The sequence below is a fragment of the Nocardia sp. NPDC051833 genome, assembly GCF_040681225.1.
In the GTDB taxonomy this organism is placed as follows: Bacteria; Actinomycetota; Actinomycetes; order Mycobacteriales; family Mycobacteriaceae; genus Nocardia.
Map to the genome: position 1 here is coordinate 282,174 of NZ_JBFAYK010000002.1, position 21,819 is coordinate 303,992.

At 70.5% G+C, this 21,819-nt stretch carries 5 protein-coding genes; 2 read left to right on the top strand and 3 right to left on the bottom strand.

The genetic code is table 11. The features are described from left to right. Positions 1-50 precede the first annotated feature (50 nt). Positions 51-16,244 (bottom strand): amino acid adenylation domain-containing protein, encoded by a 16,194-nt coding sequence (locus AB0L91_RS19350; protein ID WP_365011748.1) that lies wholly within the window; start codon positions 16,242-16,244, stop codon positions 51-53. 268 nt (positions 16,245-16,512) lie between these two features. Here AB0L91_RS19350 and AB0L91_RS19355 point away from each other — a divergent pair, with 268 nt between their 5' ends. Both AB0L91_RS19355 and AB0L91_RS19360 read left to right on the top strand, forming a co-directional pair. Beyond that, complete coding sequence (locus AB0L91_RS19355; RefSeq protein WP_365011749.1) at positions 16,513-17,751, top strand: helix-turn-helix domain-containing protein; 1,239 nt, start codon at positions 16,513-16,515, stop codon at positions 17,749-17,751. A gap of 102 nt (positions 17,752-17,853) precedes the next feature. Next, on the top strand, positions 17,854-18,210 hold the full coding sequence (locus AB0L91_RS19360) for a hypothetical protein (protein ID WP_365011751.1): 357 nt from the start codon (positions 17,854-17,856) through the stop codon (positions 18,208-18,210). Positions 18,211-18,644: 434 nt separating this feature from the next. On the opposite strand, the gene AB0L91_RS19365 is transcribed toward AB0L91_RS19360, so the two are convergent. Together AB0L91_RS19365 and AB0L91_RS19370 are read right to left on the bottom strand one after the other, a co-directional pair. After that, entirely contained in the window at positions 18,645-20,438 is a 1,794-nt protein-coding gene (locus tag AB0L91_RS19365) for a long-chain fatty acid--CoA ligase (RefSeq protein WP_365011752.1), read from the bottom strand. 40 nt (positions 20,439-20,478) lie between these two features. After that, entirely contained in the window at positions 20,479-21,786 is a 1,308-nt protein-coding gene (locus AB0L91_RS19370; protein WP_365011753.1) for an ABC transporter permease, read from the bottom strand. Positions 21,787-21,819: the final 33 nt, after the last annotated feature.

Below are 21,819 nucleotides of genomic sequence, written 5' to 3' on the forward strand. Positions count from 1 at the left end.
GTAGGCCGGTGCCTACCACCCCATCAGCACCGCTTATGGGTTCGTGGTCGTCACAGCCACTCGCGCAACACCTTCGCGATCGCCTCCAGTGCTCGGCCCTCCGTCATCCGCCAGTGCGTCGCGTCGACGACATGGTTGCGCACGGGGCGGGTGACGGCCTCGGTCCAGGACGCGGCGCCGGTGGCGCCGGTGGGATCGTCCTGGCCCGCGGTGAAATAGGTGATGGCACCGTCGAATCGGTGTGGCCGGTAGGCCGCGTCGAGTGCCACCGAGGTGATCGCCGCCTCGACGACGCGCTCGATCCGGGCGGGATCCAGCGAGGCCAGCGGCGAGGCGAGCCGGCCGAGGACCTGCGCCAGCCCCTGGGCATCGGCGACCTCGTCGAGGGCGCCGTCGGTGGCGAGATCACCGGCGAAACCGCCGAGCAGATCGGCCGCCGTGACCTGGCTCGCCGTGGCCGGTGCCGCGGCGGTCAGCGTGCTGTCCAGCATGGCGAGCAGCGCGACCTCCTCACCGTCCTCCTGCAACTGCACGGCCATCGCGTGCGCGATCACCCCGCCCAGGGACCAGCCGAGCAGGTGGTAGGGCCCTTCGGCCTGGACCTCGCGGATCTGCTTGAGGTAGAGCAGCGCCCATTCCTCGATCGAATCCGGCAGCGGCTCGGCCGAACTCAGCGCCGGTGACTGCAGACCGTAGACGGGCCGGTCGGGGTGCAGGTGGGCGGCGAGCCCGCCGAACGACCAGGCGACACCGCTGATGGGGTGGATACAGAACAGCGGTTCCCTGGTTCCGCCGGTCCGCAACGGCAACAGGACCTCGAACGCGGCGTCGGCACCCGTGCTGTCGGCCCCGTCGGCGCGCAGCGCCGCGAGGATGCCCGCGGGCGTCGGCGTGCTGAACAGCCAGGTGACCGGGATGGTCGCGGCCACCGCGTCGCTCAGCTGCGTCGCCAGGCGGGTGGCGCTGAGCGAGGTGCCGCCCAGCTCGAAGAAGTGGTCGTCCAGGCCGACCCGGTCCAACCGCAGGACATCGGCGAAGATCTCGCACACCGTCTGCTCGATCGCGGAATCGGGGGCCCGGTAGGCGCGGACCGCCAGCTCGGGTGCGGGCAACGCCGACCGGTCGAGCTTGCCGACATGGGTGAGCGGCACCTGATCGATGACCATGATCGTGGCGGGCACCATGTGCGAGGGCAGCGACCGCGCCGCCCACTCGAGCAGGTCCTCGACGACGACCACCCGATCCGGCGCGGCGACCACATAGGACACCAGCACCGTCGCGCCGGTCTGGTTCTCCCGGCCCACCGTGACGGCATAGCCGACATCGGCGTGCCCGGCGAGCACGGCGTCGATCTCCTCGAGTTCGATGCGGAAACCGCGGATCTTCAGCTGGAAGTCGGTGCGCCCGCGATACTCCAGCGCCCCGTCGGCATTCCACGCCGCCAGGTCACCGGTGCGATACAGGCGGGTGCCCGCGTGGAACGGGTTGGCCACGAACCGCTCCGCGGTCAGATCCGGCTTGCCGAGATAGCCGCCGGCCAGCTGCGCGCCGGCCAGGTACAGCTCACCCGGCACACCGACCGGCACCGGGCGCAGCCGCGCGTCGAGCACGTAGACCTGACTGTTCCAGACCGGCTTGCCGATCGGGACCGTCGCGGTGTCCGCGGAGCCGACCTGGTGACTGGTGATCGAGACCGCAGCCTCGGTCGGCCCGTACACGTTGAACAGGGTGGCGTGCGGTGCCGCGGACTCGAATCGGCGGGCCGAGGCCGCGGGCAGGGTCTCGCCGATGGCCAGGACCCGGCGCAGCGAGCTGGGCAGGGCGTCGGCGGGCAGCGCGTCGAGCATCGAGGGCACCGCGTGCAACGTGGTGACGCCCTCGCGACGCATCAGGTCGGCGAGGTAGGCCGGATCCCGGTGACCGTCGGGGGCGGCGATGACCAGGCGTCCGCCCGAGACCGCCGTCGACCAGAACTCCCACACCGACAGGTCGAAGGTCGCCGCCGTCTTCAGCAGCACGACGTCCTCGGCGGTGAGACCGAATCGTTCTGCCTTCCAGCGCAACTGGTTGACCACCGCCGCGTGCGACACCACGACACCCTTGGGCCTGCCCGTCGAGCCGGAGGTGAAGATCACGTACGCGGTATTGGCGGCCCGCAACGGTGCGCGCCGATCGCGATCGGTGAGCGGGGCGGCGTCGAATGTCGACAGCTCGAGCTGATCGACGGCGACGACCCGGGTTCCGGCGGCCGTGAATCCGGTGGCGGTGTCGGTGAGGACGAGGATCGGCAGGGCAGTGTCCAGGATGTACTCGGTGCGCGCGACCGGCTGATCGGGATCGATCGGCACATAGGCGCCACCGGCGGTGGCCACCGCGTACATCGCGACCACCAGGTCGACCGAGCGCCGCAGAGCGAGCGCCACCCGGGTCTCCGGTCCCACACCCGCGGCGACCAGATACCGGGCCAGCCGGTTCACCCGCGCGTCGAGCTCGGCGAAGGTCCACCGTCGGCCGTCGGCGACGAGGGCCACCGCGTGCGGGTCGGCGGCGACGGTCTCGTCGAGCAGCGACACCAGGGTCGCGGCCGGATCGGTATGGCGCGCGGTGCGATTCCACCGCTCCACGATGCGGGTCCGCTCCGCTGGGGCGAGCAGATCGATCGTGTGCAGCGGGGCGCCGGGCGCGGCTACCACGGCGGCGATGATCCGGCTGAACCGCTCGAGGAAGCCGCGCACCGTCGACGCGTCGAACAGGTCGGTGGCGAAGGTGCAGTAGCCGCCGATCCCGGCCGCGGAACCGTCGGCGGTGTACCGGTCGGCCAGGATGAGGTGCAGGTCGAACTGGGACAGTTCGCGATCGATCTCCACCGAGGAGACGGTGACGCCGGGCAGGTCCATCCGCACCTCGGCGAGGTTCTGGAACGACAGGCCGACCTGGAACAGCGGGTGACGGGCCGTGGAGCGGGCCGGGTTGAGCACCTCGACGAGCCGCTCGAACGGGACGTCGCTGTGCGCGAAGGCCCGCAGGTCGATCTCGCGCTGGCGGCCGAGGAGTTCGGCGAAGCTCGCGTCGCCGTCGACCTCGGTGCGGAACACCAGCGTGTTGACGAACATGCCGATCAGATCGTCCAGCTCGGCCTCACCGCGCCCGGCGACCGGAGTGCCGATGGCGATGTCGGTCGTGCCCGACAGCCCGGCCAGCAGCACCGCCAGCGCGGTGTGCACGGCCATGAACAGGGTCGCGCCCTGCGTGCGGGCCAGTTCGGTGAGCGCGGCATGGGTGGCGTCGTCCACGGTGAACGGCACCCGGCCACCGGCGTAGGACTGGACGGGCGGTCGCGGGCGGTCCCGGGGCAGGTCGAGCTGGTCGGGCAGCCCGGCCAGGGCCCGGCGCCAGTAGGCGATCTGCTCGGCGCCCACCGAGGAGGGATCGGTGTCCTCGCCCAGCAGCGTCTGTTGCCACACCGCGTAGTCGGCGTACTGCACCGCCAGCGGGCTCCAGGTCGGCGCGTGCCCGGTGGCGCGGGCGCCGTAGGCGGTTACCAGATCGCGGGTGAGGGGTCCGCCGGAGAAGCCGTCACCGGCGATGTGATGGATCGCCATGGCCAGGACGAAGTCCTCGGGGCCGACCTCGAACAGCGCCGCCCGCAACGGCACCTCGGTGGTGACATCGAACACCGTCGAAACGAGCTGCGACACAGCGGATTCCACCTCGACCGTCGCCTGCGCGGTCAGCCGGGGCAGGTCGGGATGGTCGGCGGGCAGCACCACCTGCACCGGCGCGTGATCGGCGACCGGATACACCGTGCGCAGGATCTCGTGCCGGGCCACCACATCGCCGAACGCCGCCTGCAACGCGACGACATCGAGCGCACCGGACAGGCGCAACACGACCGGAATCGTGTAGGCCGAGGTGCGGGTGTCGAAGCGGTTGAGGAACCACATGCGCTGCTGGGCGGGCGAGAGCGGCACCCGTTCGGGCCGTGGCTGTGCCCGCAGCGCCGGACGGCGGCCCGCCCGGGTCAGCCGGGACACCTCCGCGGCGCACTCGGCGACCGTCGGTGCCGCGAACAGCACCCGCACCGGGACCCGCAGGTCCACTGCCGCGCTGAGGCGAGCGGTGAGCCGGGTCGCGAGCAGCGAGTTGCCGCCGCGTTCGAAGAAGTTGTCGTCGGCGCCGATCCGGTCGACGCCGAGCACCTCAGCGAAGATCTCGGCCACGGTCCGTTCCAGCCCGCTCGCGGGCCGCCGGTAGGGGCGGGCCGCGAAGACGGGCGCGGGCAGCGCCGTACGGTCGAGTTTGCCGGAGGCGGTCAACGGAATCCGCTCGAGCACCACCACGGCGGCCGGAACCATGTGCGCGGGCAGCATCGACGACGACCACCGGGCCACCGCGGCGGGGTCGAGGTCGCGGCCGGTCACATACGACACCACCGTGGTCTCGCCCGCCGGATTCTCGGCCCCGACCGTCACCGCGAACGTGACCTGCGGATGCCGCGCCAGCACGGCGTCGATCTCGCCGAGCTCGATCCGGAAGCCCCGGATCTTGACCTGGAAATCGGTGCGGCCCAGATACTCCAGCTCGTCGGCGTCCTCGGCGCCGCGCACCCAGCGCACGAGATCGCCGGTGCGGTACATGCGTTCACCCGCCGCACCCCACGGGCAGGCGACGAACCGGTCGGCGGTCACAGCACCACGGCCGTGGTAGCCGCGGGCCAATCCCGGACCGGCCAGATACAGCTCGCCGGTGACCCCGAGAGGTACCGGATGCAGCCGGTTGTCGAGGACCACCGCGCGCAGTCCGGGCACCGGGCGACCGATCGTGACCCGGTCACCGGCGCGCAACCGCGCGTAGGTCGCGCCGATCGTCGCCTCGGTCGGCCCGTACCCGTTGAGGAAGCGGCGGCCGCGCTGCCAGGCGGCCAGCAGCTCGGCGGTGCACGCCTCGCCACCGGCCGAGACACACACCAGATCGGGCAGACCCGCCGGATCGAGGGTGCCCAGCAGGGCCGGGGTGATGATCGTGTGGGACACGCGTTCCCGGCGCAGCAGGTCGTCCAGATCGACGCCGCCCACGGTCTCCGGTGGCGCGATCACCAGGGTGGCACCGCGATGGAAGGCGGTGCCGATCTCCTCGATCGACTGGTCGAAGCTGGGCGAGCAGACGTGCAGCATCCGATGGTCGTGCCGCAGGCCCATGATGGTGGCCGAGTGCGTGACCAGGGCTGCCAGGCCCGCGTGGGTGACGCTGACGCCCTTGGGCCGCCCGGTGGAGCCGGAGGTGTAGATGACGTAGGCCGCGTGGTCGCGCCGTAACGGCGCCCGGCGGTCCCGGTCACGCACCGCGGTGGCGGGACGGCCCGCGATGCGGGAACGCACGGCCGGATCGTCGAGCACGAGCCAGCGCACCGATTCGCCGAGGTCCTGTGCGTGTCCGGTGACGGTGAGGCCAACGGCGGCACCGGAATCCTCGAGCATGTGCCGCACCCGGTCGGCGGGATAGTTCGGGTCGACCGGCAGATACACGCCACCGGCTTTCGCGATCGCCCAGAACGCCAGGATCGACCGGTAGCCGCGCGGGATCGCCGAGGCGACCACGGTTTCCGGCCCGACCCCGTCGGCGATCAGGACCCGCGCCAGGCGCGAGGAGTCGGCGTCGAGCTCGCCGTAGGTGTGGCCGCGACTGTTGTCACGCACCGCGATCCGGTGCTGTCCGTAGTCGGTGCCACGGACCAGCAGCTGCGGCAGGGTGGCGATGGTCGACGGTGTGCCGCCGTCGCCGAGCCGGGTCAGGAACAGGTCCTCGTCGCGGTCCGACAGCGGCAGGTCACCGACCGGTGTCCCCGGGCGCTGGGCGAGCGCGGCCAGGATACGGAGCAGGCGCCGACCGAACGTCAGTGCGTCGTCGTCGTCGAAAAGTGTTCGGGCGAAGGCGATGTCGAGCGTCGGGCCCGCCGCGTCGTCGAGCACGGCGAGGGCCAGCTCGCCGGCGGGGAGGTGATCGAAGCCCAGACACACCTGAGCGAGGTGATCGGTCCCGAGCAGGACAGCCAGGTCAGCCGGGGGAATTCCGGCGTGCTCGAGGGCCTGGGTCTCGCTGTGGTGCGCGTGGGGCAGCAGGGCCAGGAACGGCTGGGCGGCGTCGATCCGGGTGCGGACCACCATGTTCTGCTCGGGTGCGGCGATCACGATGTCGTCGGTGCCGGTGAGCCGGGCCAGTAGCACCGCGACCGCGCTGCGGATCAGCGCCGACCAGCTCACCCCCGCCGCCTCGGCGAGCCGGCGCAGGTCGTCGTACACCGCCGCCAGGATCGGCAGCCGCGCGCGTCCCGGAGCGTCCGCGGTGCCGCGTCCGGCCGTGGGGAGCGTGAGCCGCCCCGGCGGATCCGCCAGGGTCCGGCGCCAGAAGCGGGCGCGCGTGATCGGGTCGGTGGGCTCGGCCGCGAGCCGCCGCGCGACCTCCGCGGCCGCGCTGTCCGGGGCGGCGATCACCTCGGACAGAGCGGACTGCAGCCGATCGGTCACCGCCTGCGCGGTGGCATCGGCGACGAGATCACGTCGGTACTTGATCTGCACCTGGGTGCGGGCACCCAGGAACACCAGGATGGTGAGCGGGTAGTGGGTGAAGTCGGCGCCGCGCAACCCGTCGATGCTGAGGTCGTCCAGCGCGCCACCGGCCTGCTGGAGTCCTTCGGCGTCGACCGGGTAGGACTCGAAAGCCAGCATGGTGTCGAACAATTCACCGCGCCCGGCCACCCGCTGGATCGCGCCGAGACCCAGATGGTGGTGATCGAGCACCGAGGCCTGCTCGGCCTGCACCGCGCGCACCAGGTCGGTGACCGTGGCGGCGGGGTCGAGCCGGACCCGCACCGGGACCGCGTCGACGAACAGGCCGATCATGTCACCGACACCGTCCAGCTGCGGCGGACGACCGGACACCGTGGCACCGAAGACGATGTCGTCACGGCCCGTGGTGCCGGCGACGACCAACCCCCACGCCGCCTGGAACACGGTGTTCGCGGTGACCTCGGTGTGCGCGGCGAACGCGGTCAGCTCGGCCGTGCGGTCGGCGTCGAGGTCGAACTCGCACAGCCCGAATCCGGACTCCGTGGCCGGCGGCCACGCCAGCTCCGGTGCGAGCACGCTCGGCTCCACCCCGGCCAGCACCGTCGCCCACGCGTGCTCGGCGACCGCGCGATCCTGACGGCTCAGCCACTCGAGGTAGGCGCGGTAGGGCCGCACCGGCGGCAACGGCGTCGCGTCACCGTGCGTCGCGTACAGGACCAGCAGTTCCTTCATCAGCAGCGGCATCGACCAGCCGTCGAGCAGGATGTGATGACCGGTCAGCACGAGCCGGCTGCGCCCGGAACCGGTGGTGTACACGGTGAATCGCAGCAGCGGCGCGATCGCCGGATCGAATCCGGCCTCCTGATCGGCGGCCAGCAGCGCGGGCAGGTCGGCGTCGGCGAGACCGCCGACGATCCGGAACGGCGCCTCGACCGCGTCGGCCACCACCTGCACCGGTGTGCCGTCGGCGGCGGTGACGAACGCCGAACGCAGATTCGCGTGCCGCTCCAGGACGGTGCGGGCCGCGCGGCGCAGCCGCTCGGTGTCGAGATCACCCGTGAGTTCGGCGACGAGCTGGATGACATAGGCGTGCACCGACTCGTCGAGCAGCTCACCCAGCGCCAGCAGCGAATGCTGCAGCGGCGACAACGGCAGCACCTCGGCCAGACCGGGGTGGGTGCGGCGCCAGAGATCCAGATCCGCCTGTGACACCCGCACCAGCGCGACGTCCGACGGTGTCAGACCGCCCGCGTCCGCGTGCCGGGTGTGCTCGGCGAGCGCGGTCAGGTGCCTGCGCCAGTCGTCGGCCAGTTCCAGCACGTCGTCCGCGTCGAGAATGCCGGTGACATACCGGAAGTCGGCGCGCAGCTGGAGACCGGTGTCGGTGGGGACGGCGATCGCGTTGATGTCGACGACGGTGGTCGCGGGCAGCGCGGGGTCATAGTCGACCGCGAGGTCGCCGAGATCGGCGGCGGGCAGCCAGGCGGTGTCGTCGGCGGGTCCGTGACCGGTCGTCGCACGGCCGAGGTAGTTGAAGCCGACCTGGCCGAGACCACCGGTGAGCTGGTGTGCCGCGTCCAGGCGCAGCACACCGAAGCCGATGCCGTTGTCCGGCACGGCCAGCAGCTGCTCCTTCACCGACCGGACCACCGTGGCGAGGGCGGCGTCATCGACCTGCCCCGGGACCCCGGACAGGTCGAGCACGACCGGGTAGACGCTGGTGAACCAGCCGACGGTCCGGGTCAGATCGGCGCCGGGGACGAGGTCTTCCGCGCGACCGTGCGCTTCCAGCCTGATCCGCAGGGTGTCGGCGTCCACGCCACGGCGTGCGCGCCAGTCACGCACGGCCAGCGCGAGCGCAGCCAGCAGGGCGTGGTCGGCGCCGGCCCGGTACTGCGCGGGCAGCGTGGTGAGCAGCGGCTCGGTGATCTCGGCGGGCACCTGCACCGTGATCGAGCGCGTCGTCGCCTCGGTATCGACCACACTGTCCACCGCTCGCGCGCCGAGCAACGGATCCGGGGTGGCCAGCAGCTGCCGCCAATAGTCGAGTTCGCGGGTCCGGTCGGCCGCGACGAGACCGTGCGCCCACCGCCGGAACGACGTACCCACCGGCGGCAACACGATCGCCTGCCCCGCGGTGTACCGGGCCCACGCGACGACCAGATCGGGCAGCAGGATCCGCCACGACACACCATCGATCGCATAGTGGTGCGCCGCCACCACCAGCACATCCCGGGCCCCGTCGCGGCGCACCCAGGCGAACGTGATCATCCGGCCCTCGCCCGGATCGAGCGCCGACAGCGCCGAGTCCATGGCGGTGCTACCGAGCCGGGTGAGGTCTTCGCCGTCGGCAGCGGCCGCGTCGACCTCGGTGATCAGCGAGCCCGCGTCCACGGTCTCGGGGTCGAGGACCTCGAACCGCCACCGGAGGCCGTCGTGACGCAACCGCGAACGCAGCATGTCGTGATGGCGCAGCACGGCGGCCACGGTCGTGACCAGCCCGGTGCGATCGATACCGTCCGGCAGCGCCAGGACCATCGTCTGCGCGAAACGATCACTCGAACCGGTGGCCAGGAACTCCGCCAGCACCGGGGTCAGCGCCACCGCACCGATCCCGCCACCGGGCAGCTCGGCGAGCGCGACCGCAGGACTGTCGACCGCGGCGATCGCGGCCAGCTTCGCCACGGTCCGGTGCTCGAACACCTCCCTGGTCGTGAACACGATGCCCGCCGCACGAGCCAGCGAGACCAGCTGGATCGACAGGATGCTGTCGCCACCCATAGCGAAGAACGACTCGTTCACCCCCACCAACTCGACCCCGAGCACCCTGGCGAACAACTCGCACAGCACGGTCTCCCTCGGCGACGACGGCGCCCGGTCGACCGCAGTCGCGGCCACCGGCGCCGGGAGAGCCGCACGGTCGAGCTTGCCGTTGGACGTCAACGGCAGCGCGTCGAGCACGACGATCGCCGAGGGCACCAGATACGACGGCAGACGCTGCGCCGTGTAGTCGGTGAGCGCGGCCGGATCAGCGGCCCGGCCCGGGGCCGCGACCACATAACTGACCAGGGTGGTGGACCCGGACGCGGTAGAGCGGCCCACCGTCACCGCGGCAGCGACCTCGGCGCGACCGGCGAGCACCGCGTCGACCTCGCCCGGTTCGATCCGGAACCCCCGCACCTTCAGCTGCGTGTCCGCGCGACCCACATAGAGCAGTTCCCCCGCGCGCAGGCGCACGAGATCACCGGTGCGATACATCCGTGACCCCGGAGCACCCCACGGATCGGGGACGAACCGGGCCGACGTCGTCCCCGGCTGACCACGGTAACCGCGCGCCAGCCCACGACCGGCCAGATACAGCTCACCGGTCACCCCCGGCGGTACCGGACGCAACCGCGCGTCCAGGACCATCGCGTCCGTGCCACGGACCGGCCCGCCGATCGAGACCGGACGGCCCGCGGTGAGCTCGGCGTAGGCGGAGATGATCGTGGTCTCGGTGGGGCCGTACCCGTTGAGATAGCGGCGACCCGGCTGCCACGTCGCCAGCAGCTCCGGCGTGGTCACATCACCGCCGACGGACAACACCTCCAGCGTGTCGAGACCCGCCGGATCGAGAGTGCCCAGCACGGCGGGGGTGATGATGGCGTGGGTGACGGCTTCGGCCGCCAGCAGCTCGGCCAGCTCGACACCGCCGATGATCTCCGACGGCACGACGACGAGCGTCGTCCCCGTGCTGAACGCGCACAGCCATTCCAGGACCGACGGATCGAACCAGGGCGCGCAGATGTGCAGGAACCGGTGATTCCAGGTCAGGTCGTAGCGGCGGACGGCTTCGTCGACCAGGACGCTGAGCCCGGCGTGCGTCACCGTGACACCCTTGGGGACGCCGGTCGAACCGGACGTGTAGATGACATACGCGGGATGCTCCACCCGCAGCGGCGCACGGCGATCCGCGTCGGTCACCGCGGTCGCGGCAAAGGACGCGGCATCGTCGACGGTCAGCCAGTCCACGCCCGCGGGCACCCGCTCGCGCTGTTCGGGCGCGGTGATACCCACCACCGCACCGGAGTCGGCGACCAGGTGTTCCAGACGCTGTGCGGGCAGGGCCGGGTCCATCGGCACGAAATGCCCACCCGCCTTGGCGACCGCGAGCGCCGCGACCACCATGTCCGACGACCGCGGGAACGCCACCGCGACAGCGACTTCCGGGCCGACACCCCGCGCGATCAGCGCACGCGCCAAACGGGAGGTCTGCGCGTCGAGCTCGCCATAGCTGATCGACCGTCCCCGGTGCCGGATCGCCACCCGATCCGGGCCGATCGCGACCCCGCGCGAGACGAGGTCCGGGAACAGCACCGCGGGCCCACCGGGATCGGTCGCACGTTCGGAGCGCAGCTCGGCGGCACTGAGAATCGCCAGGTCACCGACCGGCGACTCCGGAAACTCGGTGATCGCGGTCAGCAGCCGGACGAGACGTTCAGCGAACACCGTGACACTCGCACGGTCGAACAGGACACCGGCGAAAGCGAACTCGGCGGCGAGGGCGTCCGCCGCGTCCGTGGGGACGGTAAGGACCAGGTCGTACCCGGTGACCTCCGGCCGGGGCTCCGTCAGGAGCGCGACCCGGCTCGACGCTCGCCCGCCGAGACCCAGCGCCGCCGACTCCGCCGCGGACAATTCCATGTGTGCGACAGCCTGCCGGGCGAGACCGGCCGCCTCGGTGAGTAACGCGTCGACGGTCCGCTCGCCCGGCACCGGTAGTCGAAGCAACACCGCCCGATCCTGCGGGCCGAACGCGTCGATCGCGATATCCGCGCTCCCGGACAGCCGCGCCAACAGCACCACGAGCCCGGCATGGACGACGGTGCGCACCGACGTCTGCCGCGACTTCGCGAGCTCGCGCATCCGCGCCGCCAGACCGGCGGGAATCTCGAACCGCACGTGATCATCGACGACCACCGGCTCCGCGGGCCGGGAGCGATCCGCCGGGAGATCCAGCTCCTCGGGCAGATCCGCGAGAACCGCCCGCCAGTACGCGAACCGCGCGACCGCGTCCTCCTGATGAGCGAGCACCTCGAGCAGGTCACGCACCGGACGATCCGGTGTCTCCCGCAGGGCATCGAGCACCACTCGCAGCCGGTGTGCCAACGCCGCGGCGACCTCGGCACCCACGACATCGAGCCGATACTGCAGGCCCACCCGGATACCGTCGCCCACCTCGACCCCGACCGCCACCGGATAGTGCGTCGCGTTGGCCGCCTCGACAGCCACGATCTCCAGACCGTCGATGGCACCGTGCGCGCGCCGCATCCCCTCGGTATCCACCGGATACGACTCATAGGCCATCAGCGTGTCGAACAACTCACCCGCGCCGGCCGCCCGCTGGATCTCGGCCAGCCCCAGATAGTGGCCGTCGAGCAACGCGACCTGCTCGGACTGCACCCGCGACAGCACCGCGCGCAGCGACGCGGCACCGTCGAGCCGCACCCGCACCGGGATCGTATTCGCGAAAAGACCGACCATGCCGTCGATCCCGTCCAGCTGCGGCGGCCGCCCCGACACCACCGCACCGAACACCACGTCGTCGCGGCCGACGACACCGGCCAGCACCAGACCCCACGCCGCCTGGAACACCGTGTTCAAGGTGACCTCGTGCGCCGCGGCGGCCGCCGACAAGACCTCCGCCTCGTCCGCCGACAGATCGACCGCGCACATCCCGAAACCCGCCGACACCTCGGCAGGCGGTGCGACCGCGGCCGTGAGCACGGTCGGCACGTGCCCGGACAACGCCGCACCCCACTCGTCCAGCGCCGCCGAACGATCCCGGCCCGCCAGCCACGCGAGATAGTCCCGATACGGCCGCACCCGCGGCAGCATCGACGGGCCGCCGTCGGTGGCGTAGGAGACGAGCAACTCGGTCATCAGCAACGGCATCGACCAGCCGTCCACCAGCAGATGATGCGCGGTCAGCACCAGATGCAGATCACCGGAACCCCGGCGATACACCGTGAACCGCAACAGCGGCGGCGCCGACAGATCGAAACCGACCCGCGCCTCGGCCGCCAGGAACTCCCGCGGGTCACGCACCTCGGTGTCGACGATCCGCCACGGCACCGCGACACCCTCGGCCACGAAACCCACCGGCGAACCCGACGCCGCCGACCCGAACGACGTGCGCAGGATGGCATGCCGATCCAGCACCACCTGCGCGGCCCGCCGCAGCCGCTCCAGATCCACCGCACCCGCCAACTCGACGGCCAGCTGCACCAGATACGGATCCGCCTCCGGCGCGGCCTGCGCGAGATACAGCAGACCGAGCTGCAACGGCGCCAACGGCACCACATCACTCAGCCCGGGCAACTCCCGATGCCACCGATCCAATTCCCCCTGCGACACCCGCACCAGCGCCACATCGGCGGGGGAGAGGCCACCGGCCGCCGGATCACGAAGATGCTCGGCCAGCAACGCCAACGCCTCGGTCCAGCACTCGGCCAACTCGCGCACCGACGCCTCGTCGATGATCTCCGAGGCATACGAGAACGACGCCCGCAGCAGCACACCCTCCGCGGAACCGGCCGCCAGCGCGTTCACATCGATCACGGCGGCCGCGGGCAACGCCGGATCCTGCTCGGCGACCGGCTCACCCCACGCGTCCGTCGGCAGCCAGCCGTGCCCGGCCAGCGCCTCCGGCACATCACCGGCCGACACCCGACCCAGATAGTTGAAACCGACCTGCCCCAGCACACCATCGAGCAGTGGGCCCGACTCGGCGTCCAGATGCCGGAGCATGCCGAAACCGATGCCCTTGTCCGGCACCGCGAGCAACTGCTCCTTGACCGCCTTCACCAGCGCCGCCGTCGCCGCACCACCCCGCCACGCGGCCTCGGTATCGATCCCGTCCAGATCGAGCGCGACCGGATACATGGTGGTGAACCAGCCGACCGTCCGGGTCAGATCCGCACCCTCGACCGCCGATTCCTCGCGGCCATGACCCTCCAACCGCAGACGCGTCGCCGCGGCCGTCACGCCGCGTCGGGCGCGCCACGTCCGCACCGCCAGCGCCAGCGCGGCGAGCAGCCCGTCCTCGGCGCCCGTGCGATACATCGCCGGCAGGTCGGTCAGTACCGCCTCGCTGACCTCGGCGGGCACCGTGACACTGAAAGTCCGCACGGTCGAGGCCGTATCGACCGAGCTGTCGAGCGGACGCTCGCCCAGCAACGGGTCGGAAACCGCGAGAATCCGCCGCCAGTAATCCAGCTCGTCCCGACGCCGCGGCGCCGCCTCGACCACACCATGCGCCCACCGGCGGAACGACGTACCGACCGCGGGCAACTCGACCCGCTGCCCGGCCGCATGCTGCGCCCACGCGGTCACCAAGTCCGACAACAGGATTCGCCAGGACACCCCGTCGATCACGGCATGATTGGCCGCCACCACCAGACCGTCCGGGCCGTCCGCACGGCACAGCCACACGAACGCGACCATCCGGGACGCCAGTGGATCCAGTGACGCCAGCGCCGCATCCAGCGCCGCGCTCGCGATCTCGGCCAGCGCGTCCTCGGAACGGCCCGCGGGCACATCGACCCGGGTGAGCAGCTGATGCGCCTCCACCGCCCCCGCGGGCAGCGCGTTCAGCTCCCAGCGCCCGTCCACCTGCCGCACGCAGGCGCGGAGCATGTCGTGATGATTCAGCACCGCCGTGAGGGTGTCCAGCACACCGATCCGGTCGATGCCGGACGGCAGCGCCAACACCATCTGCTGGCTGAACCGCCCGAACACCCGGCCACCCGCCACCGACGCCGCGAGCACCGGCGTCAGCGGCATCGTCCCCACGCCACCACCGGGGAGCTCGGCCAACGTCGGCACCGACTCCGCGCCGACCACCGCGACCCGGGCCAACCCCGCGACGGTCCGATGCTCGAACACCTCCTGCGGGGTGAACGAGATACCGGCCGTCCGCGCCCGCGACACCAGCTGGATCGACAGAATGCTGTCGCCACCCGAGGCGAAGAACGAATCCTCCGCACCGATCTCCCGCACACCCAGCACCTGCGTGAACAACGCGGCGATCGCGGTCTCGAGCGGGCCCTCCGGCGCCCGGGACCCGGCCGCGCCGAACACCGGAGCGGGCAACGCCGCGCGATCCAGTTTGCCGTTCGGCGTCAACGGGATCTCGTCCAGCACGACGAGCACGGTCGGCACCATATGACCCGGCAGCGAGACGCCGACGAACCGCGACACCACCTCGGTATCGACCGAGACACCCTGGCGGGGGAGTACATAGGAGACCAGCACCGTCGCACCCGAGTCGGCCTTCACCCCCAGCGTGACCGCGTACTCGACGTCCGGATGCGCCGTCAGCGCGGCATCGATCTCCCCGAGCTCGACCCGGAAACCCCGGATCTTCACCTGGAAATCAGACCGGCCCAGATACTCGAAATCACCCTCGACCGTGCGCCGGACCAGATCACCGGTCCGATACATCCTGGCCCCCGCCACCCCCGCGAACGGCGCGGCGACGAACCGCTCCGCCGTCAGCCCCGGCCTGCCCAGATAGCTCTGGGCCAGCGCCGGACCCGACAGATACAACTCACCGGCCACCCCCGCGGGCACCGGACGCAGCCGCCCGTCCAACACCATCGCCCCGATACCGGGGAACGCGGAACCGATCGTGATCGGCTCGCCCGGCACCAATCCGGCACTGCCCGTGGCCAGAATCGTCGCCTCGGTCGGGCCGTACCCGTTGAAGAACGCACGCTCGCCGACCGCCCACCGCTCCACGAGGCCAGGACCGAACGCGTCACCGGCCACGACCACCACCCGCAGCTCGTCGAGCCCCTCGGCGTCGACCGACTCCAGCGCGGCCGGCGTGATCAGCAGATGGGTCACCCGCTCCCGGCGCAGCAACGCCGCCAGCTCCGGACCACCGAACACCGTCGGCGGCGACACCACCACCGTGGCACCGGCCCCGAAGGCCACCAGCAGCTCGAGCACCGACACGTCGAAGTTCGGCGAGCACACATGCAGGACCCGATCGCCCGCGTTCACCGCGTACCGCTCCCGCGCCGCCGTGACCAGCGCGCCCAGACCGGTATGGGTGACCACCACACCCTTCGGCCTGCCCGTCGACCCCGAGGTGTAGATGACATAGGCCGGGTGCTGATCGGTCAGCGGACGCACCCGATCGAGATAGGAGATCGGATGCGACGGCCACGCCGCGATCCGCTCCCGATACCCGGGCGCGTCGACCTCGACCCACTCCAGCGCGTCGGCCAGGGCGGCCCGGTGCGCCGTCGCGGTGAGCCCGAGGACCGCGCCCGAGTCGGCCACCAGATAGGCGATCCGTTCCGCGGGCAGGCCGGGATCGACCGGGACATAGGCCGCACCGGTCTTGGCAACCGCCCACACGGCCAGCACCGACTCGATCGACCGGGTGAAACCGAGCGCGACCACATCACCGGGCCCGATACCGCGGTCCAGCAGCTCCCTGGCCAGCCGCGAGGACGACTCGTCGAGCTGGGTGTAGGTGAGGTCGATCCGGTCGCCGTCGACGGGGGAGGAGGTCAGGGCGATCGTCTCGCCCGCCCTGTCGACCGCCGCCGTCAGCAGCTGCGCGAAGAGGGGAGTGCTCGCCTTGCGATTGCCTCGACCTCGCGCCGCACGACGAACCTCACCCATCCTTGTACAACATCCTTCATCCGTCCGGCCCACAGCTCTGCGATGACCCACGAACCCTGTCGGATTCTGGGCCTACCGGGCGGCGGACCAGTGTCGAACAAGCAAGAAGGAGTCGATATCGGGGCGTTCGGCGACCATGACACCACACGTCACGCTGTCACGACCACACAACCGCCCCCGACAACCACCTCTGACGCCTTGTCAGGCGGGAATTTGTGCGCATGGCACAATATCGGCGGTAGTTTTTGTACAGCGGACGGAGTGGGCGGTGGCGGCGTACGGATCCCTCGTCTGGGTCGGCCAGGCCCTGGGTCCACTCACCGACGCGATCACCGAGGACCTGATCCGCGTCACCGAACAGATGATCCCGGTGACCGACATCGCCTTCGACCTGGCCGACCTGCGCGCCGCCAGCATCGCCGAGAACATCGCCGTCGTGCAGTACGTCCTGGCCAACAACATCGACCCGGCCACCGTCAGCCCGCCCGCGGGCGCTGCCGCCTACGCCCAGCGCCTGGCCCGGCGCGGCGTGCCGCTGACCGTCTTGCTGCGCGCGTACGGCCTGGGCCAGTATCGCCTCCTCGACGCGGCCATCGGCCTGATCCTCGCCGTCCCCGGTCCCGACCAGGCCACCAGGATCGCCGAACTGCTCCGCTTCGCCAGCACCTACCTGGACCGGCTCAACTCGTCCATGGGCCGGATCTACGAGACGGAACGGGACCGCTGGCTCAGCAGCCGCCAAGCCGCGCGCCAGCAGTGGATCGCCCGCCTGCTCGACAGCGACGACGTCGATGTCCCGGCCGCCGAGGAAGCACTCGACTACCGGCTGGACCAGTCCCACCGCACCGCGGAGGTCTGGACTCCACCGGACACCCCGGGAGCCGACGCGGCCCGCGCGCTCGACCAGGCCCGCCAGCTCCTGTCGACGGCGATGGGCGCCAGGGGAGCGGAGCTGGCGGCCGCGACCGGCGAACGCGCGCTGCGCATCTGGTTCCCGTCCACCGGCGACCACCACATTGCACCCGAAGCCCTCGCGGACCAGATCACGGCCTCCGGGCTGCCCGTCCGGGTCGCCATCGGCACGGTCGGTGACGGGCTCCCGGGATTCCGGAACTCCGCCCGCAGCGCGGCCCGCGCCAAGAACCTCGCCGTGACCGCCGGGCCCGACGCCCCACCGGTGGTCGACTTCGACACCGTGGCTCCGTTCGCGCTGCTGTCCGACGAACCCGACGAGCTCGCCGGACTGGTCCGCCGCGTCCTCGGACCGCTCGCCGACGACGGCGCCAAGATGGCCATGCTCCGCCACACCCTGGAGGTCTTCCTGGCCGAGGGCGGCAGCTACTCGGGCACCGCCCGCCTCCTCGACGTCCACCGCAACACCGTCCAGTACCGCATCCAGCAGATCACCGGCCGCTACGGAATCACGTTGGACGGGGACAACTTCCGTATACGGTTCGCCCTCGGCGTCTGCCGCTGGTATCGTCACATCATTTTTCGGACATTCTGACTCCGAACAGTTTGTGCCCGACGCACAGTCCGGGGGAGTGATCTCTTCGACGGTGGTGGTTGGCGGGCGTAGTGTTGGTAACCCGGGCGGCAGGAGTTGACCATGTCCATACGCGCCATTCCGGCGATAGTCCGGACCGCTGCGATAGTTGTGGCCGTTGGTGCGGCCACGGTCGTCGGCGCAGTCGGTCAAGCAGCCGCCGACGTCGAACCCGGCACGTATACGTCGACGACATGGTCGGGCGGCATCGTGCTCCTGCAACGCGACGGGCGAGTCGAAGACGGGAACCTGGTCTTGATAGGGCGGTACCCAATTCATCCGACGCCCGACGGTGGTTACGTCGACCTCTTTCCCGGCCACCGAGTCGTCCTGATCAGCGACGGACAGGGCGGGTATGCGGGTCCGGCGTATTTCGGTGACGTGGTGATCGGTTCCATCACGCTGACGCCCAAGCGTTGACCCCGGACGCACAGCGGGGAGGAGTCTGCCGCCATACGCCACGGTTCTAGTTGACATAATGTGCATTATCGGCGTTTGAACGGCGCCGGTCGGGTGGGTGTTTTGCATTATTGGATGCAGCGTCTGCCGACATGCATTGCCTGCCGATCGAATGGCCGAGCCGCCCATCCTGTTCCGCATCGACCCGCGAGAACTTCTTCGCATTCACAACGCCGCGTATCGACAGCTTCGATATGTGACGTCGAATTCCGCGTTTGCCGCCGAATGATCAATTCATGACCTCTCGTGATGAATGTCTTCAGCTGCGGGTCGACGGCTCCGAATGTCGAGAAATCTTTGGATTCGCGGGTCTGTAGCGACAGGGTTCGCACTCCCCCTCCACTTCCCCGGTGCCCTTATTTCGTCACTGTGACGAAATAAGGGCACCGGGGAAGTCATGAATAGATCGCGTCGACGTCGGTCGCGTACTTCTTCATGACCTCCGCACGCCGCAGCGACATCTTGGGGGTCAGTTCGCCGGTCGCCTCGGTCCAGTCGGACGGCAGGATCCGGACCTTCTTGATGGCCTCGGCGTGGGACACCAGCGTATTGGTGTCGGCGACGGCGGCATCGATCTCGGCGACGAGATCGGGATTCTCGACCAGGGTCTGGATCGGCGTATCGGCGGGCAGGTTGTGCCGTTGCCGCCAGCCGGGAAGAGCCTCGGGATCGAGGGTGATCAGTGCGCCGACGAACGGGCGACCGTCGCCGACGACCATTGCCTGACCGATCAGTGGATGCGCGCGCAGGGAATCCTCGAGCAGGCCCGGCGAGACATTCTTGCCGCCCGCGGTGACGATGATTTCCTTTTTGCGGCCGGTGATCGTGAGGTAGCCGTCCCGGTCGATGGCACCGAGGTCGCCGGTGCGGAACCAGCCGTCGGTGAAGGCGTCCGCGGTGGCGTCGGGGTTGCCCCAGTACTCGTGGAACACCACGGGACCGCGCAGCAGGAGTTCGCCGTCGTCGGCGATCTTGATGGCGTGCCCGTCGGTCGGGCGGCCCACGGTGCCGACCCTGGTGTGCTGCGGGGTGTTCACGGTGATGGCCGCGGTGGTCTCGGTGAGTCCGTAGCCCTCGTAGATGGGAATGCCAACGCCGCGGAAGAAGTGGCCGAGGCGGGCGCCGAGCGGTCCCCCGCCGGAGACGGCCGCTCCGCAGCGTCCGCCGAGCGCGCCGCGCAACTGCCGATACACGAGCTTGTCGAACAGGGCGTGCTCGAGCTTCAGCAGGAGTCCCGGCCCGCCGCTGTCCAGCGACTCGCTCCAGGCGATGGCGGTCTCGGTGGCCCGGTCGAAGATCCGGCCCTTGCCGCCGGCGTGCGCTTTCTGCTTGGCGCCGTTGAAGACCTTCTCGAACACGCGCGGCACCGCGAGGATGAAGTGCGGTCGGAAGCTGCCGAATTGGTCTACGAGGGTGGACCAGTCGGCGCTGAACCCCACGATGACCTTGGCATCGAGGGCGGCCAGGGTGACGGCGCGCGCGAACACGTGCGCGAGCGGCAGGAACATGAGTGTCTTGTGGCCGTCGACGACGAAGTCCGCCAGTTCGATCCGGTCGGACTTCGATTCCGCGTAGAGGTTCGCGTGGGACAGCAGGACGCCCTTGGGTCGTCCCGTGGTGCCCGAGGTGTAGATCAGGGTGGCCGGGGAGCTCGCGTAGACCTGTGCGCGCCGGGTGTGGACGGTCTCGTCGTCGAGGTCGGCGCCGCGCCTGGTCAGTTCGGCGACGGCGCCCTGGTCGATCTGCAGGATCTCGGCGAGCGCGGGTAGTGCTGCACGGTCGATCTGGTCGATGACGCGGCGGTGCTTGTCGCTGTCGACCACCAGCAGTTGGGTCGCGGAGTCCTGCAGGATCCATTTGGCCTGCTCGGCGGCGGAGCTGTCGTAGATGGCGACGGTGCAGCCGCCGGCGGCCCAGATGGCGTGGTCGAGCACGACCCACTCGTAGCGGGTGGGGGCCATGATGGCGACCCGGTCGCCGAGCCCGACGCCGGAGGCGATGAGGCCCTTGGCGACATCGGTGACGGTGCGCGCGAATTCGGCGGCGGTGACGTCGGCGAGGGTGCCGTCACCGGTCGCGACGTTGAACAGGACCGTGTCCGGCGAGTGTTCGGCGTGCCGGAACACGCTGTCGGAGTTGTTCGCGTGTTCCGGAACGGTGTAGGAAGCGGGGGCTTCGAACTCGCGCATCAGGTGCCCTTCCACGTGGGGGTGTCGAGTGAGGTGTCCGCTAGTGCGCGGTGGCTGGTTCCCGGCGGTGGTCGAGGCCGAGCCGGTGCAGGCCGCGCAGGTCGTAGAGGTGGGTGGCGACGGCGCCGAGGACCAGTCCGATCGCCAGGCCGACGAGGGTCATCCAGAGGCCCTGGCCCATACCGGCTTCGAGGTTGCCGTCGAAGAATAAGATGGCGCGCACGGCGAGGTAGATCTGGTGCATGGGTTCGAAGGCGGCCAGGTCGGCGATCCAGCGCGGGGTGGCCTCGAGCGGGATGGTGCCCGAGGACGACGGGATGCCGAGGACGACGAAGACGATGAGGTTGATCATCAGGCCCGCGGTGCCGAAGGCGGCCATGACCGACAGGCCGGTGACGGCGATGGCGATGATGGCGAGGGTGCCGTAGAGGAACAGCATCAGTGGTCGCTCGATGGACATGTCGAGCAGGGCGCCGATGCCGAGGAAGACGCCGGAGGCCAGTGGTGCGCTGATCGCGGCGATCGCCCATTTGATGAGCAGGGTGCGCCAGCGGCTGATCCGGGCGCGGGCGGCGATCTTGTGCCAGGGGCCGTATTCGGCGGGGACGAAGCCGAGGGAGCCGTCGACGAGGGAGTTGATCATCATCGCGCCGCTGAAGCCGACGATCAGCAGGACGAGGGTGTAGAAGAAGGCCGCCAGGCCCTGGCCGGTGCCTTCGGGCAGCGGGTGGTAGGGGGTGACGACGACGTCGATGGGCTGGGTGAGCTGGAGCTGGGCCGCGCCGCTGAGGGGTGCGGTGCCGATCGCGCCGCGGACCTGATCGGTGAGCTGGGTGCCGACGGTGGTGTTGACCTGGGTCATGGCCTGGTCGGCGATCGTCGCCATGATCTGGGCGGCGAGGGTGCCCGCACGGGGGTTGGTCAGGACGGAGATGATCGGCTGTTCGACGTCGCCGGGGACGATCGAGGACGCGCCGAGGACGGCGACGCGTTTGGTGAAGTCGCCGGGGATGACGATGGCGCCGTAGACCTCGCCGTTGCGTAGTTGGCGTTGGGCTTCGTTGAGACCGACGGTGCGCAGGTCGATCTTGTCGGCGGGGATGTTCTCCCCCAGTGCCGTGGTGATCTGGGCGCCGAGATTGGTGGGTCTGCCCGCGAGGGTGTCGCCGACGTCCTGGTTGACGACGGCGATCGGGAAGTCGTGCAGGTGCTTTTGTGGGTCGGCGGTGTAGCCGAGGTACATGGTGCCCAGGAGTGCGGCCAGCACGGTGACCAGGGTAATCGGTGCCAACCACTCGCGGATCGGCATGCTGCTCGGCGGGCGCGGCGGCGCGGTGTTGTCAGTCATGGCATCGTCAATGTAGTCACCGACTACAAAGTA